Origin of the sequence: Paraburkholderia solitsugae, from assembly GCF_013177695.1 — a bacterium.
GTDB lineage: Bacteria > Pseudomonadota > Gammaproteobacteria > Burkholderiales > Burkholderiaceae > Paraburkholderia > Paraburkholderia solitsugae.
This window is the reverse complement of record NZ_WOEY01000092.1, coordinates 46,329-56,982: the sequence shown is the minus strand read 5'-3', so window position 1 is coordinate 56,982 and position 10,654 is coordinate 46,329. Positions and strand designations below refer to the sequence as shown.

Here is a 10,654-nt window from a genome sequence, read left to right as displayed (position 1 = left end):
GGAGTAGGCGGCACGATGTTTCCGCGGTCGTCAACCTCGTTCGCCAAAGTCGGGTCGAGCGCACTACCCCTAACGCTATGCAAAAAGGCGCGCGTGCGCATGCGCTCCGCTACTTGCGGATTCGTGGAGAGCTTCGAGAAGTCGATCTGAGAGAGTTGTTTTCCCTCTTGACCTGTGGCCTTGATCGCATTCCTGAGTTGCGCGGAAAGTTTCAGCGCCTCACTAAATTGGCGGTTCACAAGTGCAAGATCACGCGCCATGAGCTTGACATCGACGGGCTCGAATTTCAGATGCGATACCTTCGCGACCTCGGAACCCATGCGATTCATTGATCGCGTGATCGTGTCGATCGCCTTTGCTACCCCGTCCGCGTTGGCATTTACGCCAATCTTAACTTCGCTCAAGATGCACCCCTTAGCTATCCTTATCTGATAAGACTAAGGATGCAATCACGTCCTGCTCGGCGGCCAAACAAAAACGCCCTAGTCAAGGGGCGCTTTGCACTACTGCGTAAGGCTCGCTCTAGTCGATCAGCGTGGCCTGCGGAGACTGTTCTGCTGCCTGCGTATCGGCTACCTGTGCCGGAGCCTCCTGAGCCGCTTCTGCGGGCTCTGCGGCATCTAAGGGCTCAGCAACCGGAGCGACGGCCGCAGGCGCGGCCTTCTTCTTCGGATTGAACGCCGCTTCGCGAACACGCAGCGCGCCGAAAATGGCGAACAGCTTCTTCTCGAAGTCGTCATCCATGAGTGGATCGAGGTCGTCCAACGCGAAACCCTCGGGGGCCGAAACCATGAGCGTCTGCAGCGTGACGAGAGCGAGCGCGCCGAGGTCGGCGACAGCCCCATTCGGGTTGTAGTTACCTTCCGTGAGCACGTTGTACCGGCTGCGGATCTTGTACACGTCCTCCTTCCGGCGACGCGCGAACGTGAACGAGCCGTACTCGGGCACGTCCACCTTGATATCGTTCTCTTTGGCTTGGCGCATTTGCGCTCCTTTGATAGTTGCTAGCAAGCCGCCCGTGGACGCCCCGCGATAATGCTTAGACGGTCAGAACGACGAACGCAGGGGCAGCAGGCAATTCGGCGCCGTTGTCCGTGTCGAGAACCGCCTCCCGGTACGCCACCAGTTCCTTAAACTGCGATTGGGACAGCTTCGTGGTGATGCCGGCAGCGGCTTGCGCCAGATAGCGCTCCACCAACGGGCGCGTATCTTCAAGGACTTGCGCGCGGGTCTGGAATGATGCTGAAGTCATATCAAAACTCCAAAGGATGGGTATGGTCGGGCCGCACGAGGCGGCCCGCGATTCGGGTTAGATACGAGGCTTCGTTCCCTGGCTAACCACATCTTGAAGCGCAGGAGATGGCCTGTAGAAGTCGTGCACGCTAGATGTCCTGCGCGAACCCGGGCTACGAGGGGGGTCCGTTTCGACATGAGCGTCGTAGCATTTAGCGATGGTTTCGAGCAACTCCAATTCGAGCGCCTTGACACGCCTCAGCAGTTCCGCCGCCGCAGTATTAAGACCCATCTTGCGGTAGAGCTGATGGCGCTCACCAACAGCCTCGGTATGCAACTTTTTGAGGCTGTCGATGTGGCTCGTCAGAGCAGTTGCCGTAATCTCACCCTCTTCACGACGAGCGCCGGCCTCAGCTTCATGCACCGCGGCCTGAGCGCGGCTGAGTTCAGCATTGAGGTTCGCAAGCAGAAGCGCAGACCGTTCGATCAGATCCTGAAGGTCCTTCGCATCTTCGTTGGCCTGCGCCATGCGCATCGCGCCGACCTCCTCGCTGACCTTCTTGTCGCGCACGTCGCGGAAGGCTTCCGCACCGCGTGCTTCCGCTTCGGTCTTCCGGATGAGCCGCTTGTTTTGTTCCGCGTGAGCGGTTTCGGCACATTCTGCGGCCGTCGCGAGGTTCGCTCGCGCGCTCGCGAGCATTTCCTGGGCGTGGGTAGGTTTTGACATCTTCAAAACTCCTATGTATCGTGTACGGGTTAAGCGTGGGATGAGGAACGTGCGTCGGGGGTCGGCCGGGCCGGAATCGCATAGCGGGTCGCGAGGACGACAAGGCGGTTATCGCGGGCGTCGGCGAGCGTCTGCGCAGCATCAACGATTCGCTGGTGCTCCGCTTCCTTCGCGGCCCGTTGGGCGGCTTCCTGTGCTGCTTGCTTGGCGGCGGCAGCGGCATCGGTCTTCGCCTGCTCGGCTTCGAGTTCGCGCAGGTACTCGCGCATGCTCGCCGTGTTTTCGCCTGACATCAGCTTCTTGTTGATTTCGTCACGGGTAGCAGTGATCTTCGACTTCAGGTCTACGTTTGACATTGCTGCTCCTTGAGCTTGCTTGGTCGAGTTCTTTGTCACTTGGACGCTCCTTTCTTCACGCGATAGAGCAGGTCTGCAGGGATGACCTTGTTGCCGTTGACGCAGCGTTCGAGGGCCTGCGCATCCGACGACGAAAGAGCGCCGTTCTGGATGGCACGCGACGCGAGGGTCATCGCGTCCTGAGCCGATGGCATCACCCTGACAATTAAGCGCGCTTTGTTGGTACTCATTTGACGTGACTCCCGATCTTCTTCAGCAGGTCAGGATCGCAATGCTTGCCGCCGTTGAGGGCCACGTGCGTCGCAATCGTTTTCGCTTCAGCGCCGGTAATCGCACCGGCAGTCAGGGCAGCGGACGCGGCCTTAGTGATCTCGTCACCAGTCAGCGGAGCCGGTTCCATCTTCACGAAGATCTTCTTCGGCAATGACTGCTTGCGCAGAGCGTCGCCACCCGTGAGGGTCGCGCTATCCGAGTTGTACGTCGCTTCGAGCGAAGTCGAGCCCACCGGAGCATCGGACTTCAGCAGTGGATTGGTCACGCCGAGCGTCTTGGCGGCCTTGTCGAACGCCGGAGCGAGCGCCTTCAGCATCGCGCCGTCGGTCGGCGTCTGCGCAGCGGTCGGGCCTGCCTTCAGCGTCTTGATGATTGCCGCCTGGTCGAGCCCATCGTTGAACCGGACGACCTCACGCGGGCCGCTTGCCACCGGCAGCGCCTTAGTCACCGTTTCTTCAGCCTTGGCGTTATTCAGTTCTTTGAGCAGCCCAGCAAAGCCGCCCCGGCTTCCGGTCTTCTTCAATTTCGACCTCCGTTTCTTGACCGCTTCGGCAGCGTCGTCTTCTGCACTCGTTGCGCTGGAGCCGATCACCTTCTGCGGATTGTCGGGGCTGTGGGTTACGGCGTCTTTCGCGCCGTGCATTACTTGCAGCCGGTCTTGTTCACTCACTTGCCACCCCCGTTCCTTTTGGCCGCCGCGATCCTGCGTTTAAGCTCGGCCTTTTCCGCGCGGTAACCAGCGCTTAGACGCTTAGCGTGTTTTGCCTTCATTCCGCCACTCCGTTCGCCGCGTCGATGCGGCCTTGAATCCAGTTATCTACTGAGATTTCCGGCCACGCCACCGCGGTCGCGGTCAACCTCACAGGGCTCGGGAACTCGTCTCTCTTGATCAGCGCGTACAGCGTGGAGCGGGTAAGCGCTGTGCGATCCATTACTTCAGCGAGCCGGATCAGCCGCTCTTTGGTTTCATGCACATTCGCACTCCCATGGAAACGTCAGGATATGAATGGATGTTCGTATCACGACGCGGACACGTCTGGACTTCCTCGGACACGTCTGGACTTCCTCGGACACCATGGTTCGCACTTTATCGACGGTCGCACCCACCCACACCATGCAGAGCGGCAATTGAGCCGCAGGACTCGCCGAGATTCGCTGCGTGTGCAATGGATTCTTTGTGGCGGCAAGCGCGCACGAAACTAGCACGATGGATAACGCACAAGCGGAAAGAGCAGACCGCCCATGGTTGCCCACGCATCTATCGAAAATCATCGGTATGCAAAGGGTTTTTGGCCCCTTCGCACGGGGGAGTAGTGACAGCCCAATAGAGCCTATCGAAAAGAGAACAGACAGGCGGCATCATGAGTTATCGCGAAAAGGTCATTCCAGTTTTTCGGTCAATCGACCGGCCCATCGTGATCATGCGGCCCGAGGACGTTGTCCTGAAGCCCCACGCCGACTATCCGGACATCAAGACCTTCCATTGCGCGTCGCTGAGCGCCGATCTTCAGGCATCGACGTGCAAGGCGAATCACCTGGCCGAAGTTGGTCCGATGGCCTGCAAGGGTTGCGCCGTGGGCCGCATGCACGCGGCCGGCAAGGTCCGCAAGGTCTACAGCCGCCATGCAGCCATCGAAGCCAGCTATGGGCTCGCCTGCATCCGCTGCGAGCGCTCTGGATCGACCGCGACGAAGTTCATCGGCCGCTTTAAGCTCGTCCGCAAGCACAGCCTGTGCGTAAGCTGCTTCAATCGCGAGCGCGAGGTTGAGAAAGGGGCGAACAGCAAGGGCGCAACGCCAGTCAAGCACTCGGGTCTGCGCCCCGCCACTATCACCATTGAGATCGACGGCAAGCGCGAAACGTTAGGCATCGGCATGCGCAGCGGATACTTGGAATGCTCGCGCTACGTCGAGCGAATCCACCCGGGCGCAACACTCATCGAGACTGCTATCGACGGCGAGATCATCCCGCAGTTTTCGTTGTGGACGCCATTGCCGTTTTCGCCGTGGGCACCGAAGGCACAGCCCAAGCTCAAACTGGTTAAGCCCAAGGCTCTGCGCGCAGCGAACGACCGCGAGGCCGCCGAGACTGAAGACAAGCCGCTCAGGCCGCGCAAATCGTGGCTCCCGCCGATGACGCCCGAGCAGGCCGCCGAATACGAGGCATCGTTTGAGGACGACGAGCCGATCATCACTGCGCCGGCCGACGCGGTTGAGCCACCGTGCGCCGACGAGTCTATCCCGCTGCAGAGCGACGACGACATTCTCGTGCTCGACGCATGGCCCGCGCTTGAGGTCAATCCAGAACTCGGACTGGCCCCGTTCATCAATTGGCTCACCGAAGACTGGCCCGAGCCGCGCGCATCCGATGCAATGGCTGCGCAGGTAGCGGATATCGAAGGCCAACGCTTCGGCCGTCTGCTGGCTACCGGGTTCTTAGGGACTGGCGTGGGCAGGAATGCCATGTGGCGATTCGCCTGCGACTGCGGCGGCAATGTAGACACTCGTGCCGCCGACGTAAAGGACGGCAGCACGCAATCCTGCGGATGCCTGTATCGGGAGGCAGCACGGAAGCGCGCTGCGCCGTCCGAAGGCGTATCCGCCACTGAAGCGGATGCAGACCTCACGTGGGCAGGCAAGACGCTCGCGCACTGGTCTAACTCCACTGGCATGTCCGTCGATGTGCTGGCCGCCAACATGGTCCGCACCGGCTCACCGTTCGTAGACACGCAGGCGAGGATTCGCCCGGCACCGTCGCACAGTCAGCCCGTCGCGCCGCCCGAGCCGGTTGCCGATGTCAACGCGCGGCCCGAGATCATCGTGCCGGTTGTGCAGGCCGTAGCGCAGCCGCAGCCGTCGAAGAAGTGGCTTGCGAAGCAGGCCGCACGCCGCGAGCGCGAGGTACGTAAGGCAGCAGCAGAGCAGAAGCGCGCAATCCCGCTCCCTGCCACCCGGGCCATGCAGGGCGCTATCGCGGCTCGCGGTGCGGCACTGGTCGCGCAGTTCCTCAACTACAAGCTCGCGCTTACCGAGCCTAAGCGCACCGCCTGATCGTGACGCGAATCTGCAAGTACGCCTTACATACCAAGGGGAAAACCATGAACTCGCCAGTCGGCCAACTCGTAGGCGCGCTGCACACGAACACCCTCCACACGCTGCGCGACGTTGTCGTGCCCGTCTACGCGCCGAGCCTGTTCGATGCGGGCGTCGTACGTTGGCTCGAAGCCGAAGGCCAGCGTTTCCGCCACGAACTACCGAGCGATGATCCGGACAGCGTTCGCTTCGCCCGTCACCTGGCCGTGTTCCGCTACACGCGCCACGCTCGCACGCAGGGGCTGTGAGCATGCGTCGGCCGTACCGACAGCTTTACGATGGCCTCACAATCCAGCAGCACCGGAGACGCCCAATGAACACTCCATTCAACGCGGCGGCCACGCTGGCGGCATTCCAGAAAGAAGCACTGCGCCGGCTGCTCGCCAATGGCAGCGTGATCGAGCCGAAGTCATGAGCGGCAGGCCAGCTATTGACCTCGCCGGGCGCACGTTCGGGCGCTTGCGCGTCGTATCGCGTGCCGGGTCGCAAAAGAGGTACGCGACATGGAACTGCGTTTGTGACTGCGGCAATACCGCCGTGGTCAGCGGCTGCTGCATGACGCGCGGCGATACCTTGTCGTGTGGCTGCCTAGTCAGCCTCGTTCGTCGCTCGCAGCCAGCGACCCTCTACGATGGCCTTACGCTCGCCGAACACGTGGCACGCAGCGGCATTCCGAGAACCACACTACAGAAGCGCGTACGCAAGTACGGTCACCCATTTCCGCCACATTTGAGCGACGAACTACGTGTTTTCGAGCAGGACCGCGAGAACAACCGCAGGGCGCGATCCAAGAGAATCGGACGCGCAGCGAACACCCACAAGCAGGCCAACGTATTTTCCGGAAGCGCGACGAACTGCGGCACACGCGAGATTGCCGAAGATCGCGACAGCGCCGAGTACCTTGCCGAGTGGATTGCTCGCGCCAACGAGCAGCGTGCAAATATGATTCAGGCGGTCGAGCCCGAGCCAGCACGCGCAGAGATTGGGCGCCCGGTCGAGGAACCCGACGGCCATGACGTACTGTGGAAGGGTCTAACGCTCGCCGAATGGTCGCGCCTGAGTGGCGAGACTGTACGGACGCTCTTTGTGCGCATGCTCACCACCGGGACGCCATTTCCCGAGCGCCTATCATGATCGCGGCGAGGGTCTACGACGGCTTGACGTTGGCCGAGCATGCCGAGCGTAGCGGCATCAGCTATCAAACGCTCAACCAGCGCGTGAAGAAGTATGGTCACCCCTTCCCCGAGAAAGGTCGCGGCACGGACTACACGGGTAAGCGCTTCGGAAAACTCACGGCATTGCGGTACAGCGACCGGGATGGTCCGCACGGCGCGCGATGGGTATTCATGTGCGTCGAATGCGACCGGGAAACCATCTTGCCCGTCAGCGGAATTCTCATGGCGCAGTGCCAATGCGGGAAAAAGGCAGCGCCCCTATGGCCGTTTCCGCGCGTCGTAGGTCTGGACGGCCTGCCAGTCAGCCCGATCTGGAGAGCCGCCGACTTACAGGACGTTGCTTAGACAGGCTCACAGGCATCCAGGAATAGACGAGGCGGGCGGAGCGGACCAGGTCCATGCGAACTGGTGCCCAACCCTCGGCACGGCTGGATGGCTCTTTACCGCCCTGATAGACTCCCGCGGTAGACGGGAAACAACGGGGCGAGGAAAATGTCGGCAATGGAAACGAAAGACTGGGTGACGGTTGGAGCGACGATCGCCGGGCCGATCCTTGCCGTCCAGGCCCAAAAGTGGGTCGAACGTGCCCGAGCTGCTGCGCAGCGGAAAGATTGGGTCTTCAGCACCCTGATGGCAACGCGGCAAGCCCGCGTCTCGCCCGATCATGTCCGCGCACTGAACATGATAGACCTCGCCTACTACGGCACCCGCATCCCTCTAATCGGGTGGGTGTGGCGAACCAAGCGCGAAAAGCAAGTCCTGACGGCATGGCATGACTACCACGCTCACCTGAATCTTCCCCCGGAGCGTCGCCCCAAGAACGAAGCAGAGCAAAACAACTGGAATGGTCGAAGTGACGAGCTGCTCACGAACCTCCTCGACTGCATTGCGACAGCGAACAACTTCCGGTTCGAGCGTAACCAACTGAAGGGCGGCAGCTATTCGCCGGAAGCACACAATACCGTCGAACTACAGGGGCAGGCCATCCGACATTTGGCGATCGAAGTGCTCGCTGGCAACAAGCCTCTGCCGATGGAGGTCAAGGCATGGCCCGTTGACGCAGCCGCCGCTGAGCAGCAGCGCAACACACAAGCCGAACTAGTCCAGACACAGACCGAACTGGTCCAGAACCAGAGGGAAATGATGGGCGACTTTAAGCAGATCCTGGAAAGGCTCACCGATCGAGCAGTTGGCCCACAGTGAGTCGTCTTTCAGCGTAGAGCAGCTACTGTGCGTTAGAGCGGCGCATCTCGCGCACCTTGATCGGCCTGAGCAGCACCGCCGTGGCCTTGGCGCGATCAGCGGGCGGCAGAGTAGCCAGCTTGGCTTGCCACTCGGCCCACTTGGTTGATCTGTTCGACGCGCGAAGCTCAATACCTGTGAGCAAACCAACTCCGCCGATGCTCATGCTAGTTCGCTGCCGGGAGAGGTCGAGTCAATACCCTCCGCCATGAAGTCGCCCCAGCAATCATTCATTGATTTGAAGACGGGTTCAAGCAAACCCTCTGGGTATAACGCCAAAGGCGCAGCTTCGTGGGTTGCTTGCATGATCACTTGTACCGCAACGGACAATATCGAATGCACGATTTCCGGCGCGATCGGTTTCTTATATGTCGTGGCCGTTTCGCCTTGGTGACGCACAGCCAGCACAGCCAGGTCGTTGTGTGAAAAACCACACAGGACGCCATACGGCGCTGAGAGATGTGTTAGCTTCGTCTCCGAAAAAAGCTTCGATATGACCGTCTTCCGGAACCCCAAATCGTGCAGCCGTTGATACTCCGGGATACACTCGTCCAATCGCCCCTTCAGATACGCTCGGGCCGCATCATCAAGTTCAACGTTTTCAAGCAACTCAGTGTAGAACTTCTTTTCTCCATGCAACTTGTCGTAAACCATTTGATTGACATAGGTTGCATCGTTGGCGAGCATGGTCATCGTGACTAGTGCTTCGACCATCGATCGGACGTGCGATGCCGCATGAGATGGCATGGCCGAGCGGATCAGGATCAAAGCCGCTTCGTAGGACTCGGCCATCGTCAAATAGAGCAAATATCGCGGCCGATCGGGTGCGTGTTTTGGCGGACGCGCGTTCTTGATGAGACGAGCCATGCCGTGGGCAATGGCGATTGCGTTTTCCAGTCTCGCCGAAGACACATCCATCGCTACTCCACAAGGCAAAAAGAGACAGTGCAATCATACGCCACACGAAAACGAGCAACGAACACGACGTATGGTTCGATACTTTCCGAGTCATCCCACCGGTTAGCATGAAACTCGAAAGTCTCACCGAGCCTGCCAAAAAGCGCCGCCAAACGTCGTGACGAGCAACTAAAAATGCTTTGGAAGTCTGCAAGGATTCGATGTACCGTTCGAGGCATTCCATCCATAGAGCCGAGATCACTGTGAACAAGCCATTCGAGCCATCAAGGGCGTTTTGTTATAGCTTTGCCCGCAACCAAGTACTACCACAGATCCTAGTGCTCCCTACGGTCGCCAGCGGCAGCTCGTTTCGCCTTGCCGATCTTGCGAAGCCCATCATCGACGCGCACCTCACATTGGAGCAGCAAGCGACGATGGTGACAGTGGGCGGCTCGGGTCGCCAAGTATCGATATTGCAGAGCGTGAAACATTTCGTTCAGCAGGTAGCCAAAAACACCGGGGCGCTGATTTCACTAGGTAACGGCTTGTTTAGGGCTCCTACGCCGGCGGATGTCAGCGAGGACGATCTGGCAGACGCGGACTTAGAAGAAGCAGTATTGGAAGGCGACGATGCCGAGGCAGACACATATGACGGCCACGTCTACGCCTTCAGCTTCCCGGCGCTCATCAAAGAGGGAGCGCCGTTCCCGATCAAAGTTGGCAAAGCGACGGGCGACGTGGATAAGCGCGTTGAAGTGCAATGCAAGGGATCGGCGACATTCGATAACCCTGTGATCCTCGGCCGCTGGCAGGTAAAGCGAGTGGGCGCTGTAGAGTCAGCGATCCACAAGGTCTTGCAATCGCGCGGCAAGTGGCGCGAGAACGCACCAGGCACGGAATGGTTCGACACAACGATCGAGGAAATTCAGTCGATCGTCACGTTCATTGCGAATTAGGTCATAGCTGAAGGCAGTGCATGCTTCAGTTACTGAGCGGTGGACCGGGCGGCGCGCAACCCGGAACAGTCGACGCGCGAGGCTCAATGTCTCTGCGCGACCCAAATCTGACGTTGCGGCCCGCCCAGAGCCGACGTTCGTTGCTGCGAACTGAGATGGCCTTGACTGGGACTACGGTCAGTTTAGTCGGGTGCGCGCCGTGCCAACCAGCGGCCCAATAGCGTAGCCAAAACGCCAAGAACTACACCCCATCCCCACTGCAGCATGCCCGCCGTTCGGCTATCTTCGGCGTTTTTCTGCGTGCGTTTGAGGATTTCACGATCGCCTAAATTCATCCGTACGAGGGCAGGGCCGCAGTACTCCAAATGCATGGGCGATCCAGACGGCATTCCGTCGAACATCGTCATCGGGAAAGGCCCGCGATTACGTCCGGCCTCCCGTGCCAAGAGCATAGATTTTCCATTGTTGAGAAAAGATATCTCCTTGCCTAGGAAGCGATTCTCAATTTCGAGTGTCCCGTCATAGCCCACCGAATGACACGGTAGTCCGACAGGACTAGCCACCCAGTAAATGTATGCGAGCGTGACTGAAGTCCCGCCAATAATTATCCCCAGCAAAAAAAGCATTACGCCTACCATTTTCATTGTTATGACCTTTGTGTATGGACTGGCCGCAATAGGCCGTCAGCTTTTAATGGTCGTGC

The 10,654-nt window shown here is 59.7% G+C and carries 17 protein-coding genes; 6 read left to right on the top strand and 11 right to left on the bottom strand.

All coding sequences use genetic code 11. The features are described from left to right. From GNZ12_RS24280 to GNZ12_RS24245, 8 genes are all read right to left on the bottom strand, one after another. The coding region (locus GNZ12_RS24280; protein ID WP_172314421.1) for a hypothetical protein at nucleotides 1-404 on the bottom strand (404 nt) is incomplete at its 3' end. A gap of 118 nt (nucleotides 405-522) precedes the next feature. Further along, nucleotides 523-984, bottom strand: coding sequence for a hypothetical protein (locus GNZ12_RS24275; protein ID WP_172314419.1), 462 nt, complete (start codon nucleotides 982-984; stop codon nucleotides 523-525). Between the two features lie 55 nt (nucleotides 985-1,039). Next, nucleotides 1,040-1,252, bottom strand: coding sequence for a hypothetical protein (locus tag GNZ12_RS24270; protein ID WP_172314417.1), 213 nt, complete (start codon nucleotides 1,250-1,252; stop codon nucleotides 1,040-1,042). Between the two features lie 57 nt (nucleotides 1,253-1,309). Then, nucleotides 1,310-1,960, bottom strand: a complete 651-nt coding sequence (locus GNZ12_RS24265) for a hypothetical protein (RefSeq protein WP_172314415.1) — start codon at nucleotides 1,958-1,960, stop codon at nucleotides 1,310-1,312. A 29-nt stretch (nucleotides 1,961-1,989) separates the two neighbouring features. Further along, entirely contained in the window at nucleotides 1,990-2,316 is a 327-nt protein-coding gene (locus GNZ12_RS24260; RefSeq protein ID WP_172314413.1) for a hypothetical protein, read from the bottom strand. Between the two features lie 35 nt (nucleotides 2,317-2,351). Beyond that, entirely contained in the window at nucleotides 2,352-2,546 is a 195-nt protein-coding gene (locus GNZ12_RS24255) for a hypothetical protein (protein WP_172314411.1), read from the bottom strand. Further along, nucleotides 2,543-3,259, bottom strand: coding sequence for a hypothetical protein (locus tag GNZ12_RS24250; protein ID WP_172314409.1), 717 nt, complete (start codon nucleotides 3,257-3,259; stop codon nucleotides 2,543-2,545). The genes GNZ12_RS24255 and GNZ12_RS24250 overlap by 4 nt, the downstream gene beginning before the upstream one ends. Before the next feature lie 97 nt (nucleotides 3,260-3,356). Beyond that, nucleotides 3,357-3,563 carry a helix-turn-helix transcriptional regulator gene (locus GNZ12_RS24245; protein WP_328806067.1) on the bottom strand — a complete coding sequence of 69 codons (207 nt, stop codon included), beginning with the start codon at nucleotides 3,561-3,563 and terminating at the stop codon, nucleotides 3,357-3,359. A 387-nt stretch (nucleotides 3,564-3,950) separates the two neighbouring features. Between GNZ12_RS24245 and GNZ12_RS24240 the strand changes: the two genes are divergently transcribed. From GNZ12_RS24240 to GNZ12_RS24220, 5 genes are all read left to right on the top strand, one after another. After that, nucleotides 3,951-5,639 (top strand): hypothetical protein, encoded by a 1,689-nt coding sequence (locus tag GNZ12_RS24240; RefSeq protein ID WP_172314407.1) that lies wholly within the window; start codon nucleotides 3,951-3,953, stop codon nucleotides 5,637-5,639. Between the two features lie 47 nt (nucleotides 5,640-5,686). Continuing rightward, entirely contained in the window at nucleotides 5,687-5,929 is a 243-nt protein-coding gene (locus GNZ12_RS24235) for a hypothetical protein (protein ID WP_172314405.1), read from the top strand. Nucleotides 5,930-6,410: 481 nt separating this feature from the next. After that, the gene (locus GNZ12_RS24230) at nucleotides 6,411-6,815 is read left to right on the top strand and encodes a hypothetical protein (RefSeq protein WP_172314403.1); all 405 of its coding nucleotides are present in this window, start codon (nucleotides 6,411-6,413) and stop codon (nucleotides 6,813-6,815) included. Then, complete coding sequence (locus tag GNZ12_RS24225) at nucleotides 6,812-7,201, top strand: hypothetical protein (RefSeq protein WP_172314401.1); 390 nt, start codon at nucleotides 6,812-6,814, stop codon at nucleotides 7,199-7,201. Before GNZ12_RS24230 ends, GNZ12_RS24225 begins: the two co-directional genes overlap by 4 nt. A gap of 156 nt (nucleotides 7,202-7,357) precedes the next feature. Continuing rightward, on the top strand, nucleotides 7,358-8,059 hold the full coding sequence (locus tag GNZ12_RS24220; protein WP_235993862.1) for a DUF6680 family protein: 702 nt from the start codon (nucleotides 7,358-7,360) through the stop codon (nucleotides 8,057-8,059). A gap of 22 nt (nucleotides 8,060-8,081) precedes the next feature. Here the strand turns inward: GNZ12_RS24220 and GNZ12_RS24215 are convergent, their stop codons facing one another. Both GNZ12_RS24215 and GNZ12_RS24210 read right to left on the bottom strand, forming a co-directional pair. After that, nucleotides 8,082-8,264 (bottom strand): hypothetical protein, encoded by a 183-nt coding sequence (locus tag GNZ12_RS24215; protein ID WP_172314399.1) that lies wholly within the window; start codon nucleotides 8,262-8,264, stop codon nucleotides 8,082-8,084. Then, complete coding sequence (locus GNZ12_RS24210; protein WP_172314397.1) at nucleotides 8,261-9,016, bottom strand: DUF5677 domain-containing protein; 756 nt, start codon at nucleotides 9,014-9,016, stop codon at nucleotides 8,261-8,263. The genes GNZ12_RS24215 and GNZ12_RS24210 overlap by 4 nt, the downstream gene beginning before the upstream one ends. Nucleotides 9,017-9,258: 242 nt before the next feature. Between GNZ12_RS24210 and GNZ12_RS24205 the strand changes: the two genes are divergently transcribed. After that, nucleotides 9,259-9,951: a GIY-YIG nuclease family protein gene (locus GNZ12_RS24205; RefSeq protein ID WP_172314395.1), complete on the top strand. Its 693-nt coding sequence runs from the start codon at nucleotides 9,259-9,261 to the stop codon at nucleotides 9,949-9,951. Nucleotides 9,952-10,133: 182 nt separating this feature from the next. On the opposite strand, the gene GNZ12_RS24200 is transcribed toward GNZ12_RS24205, so the two are convergent. Further along, entirely contained in the window at nucleotides 10,134-10,595 is a 462-nt protein-coding gene (locus GNZ12_RS24200) for a hypothetical protein (protein WP_172314393.1), read from the bottom strand. Between the last annotated feature and the right edge of the window lie 59 nt (nucleotides 10,596-10,654).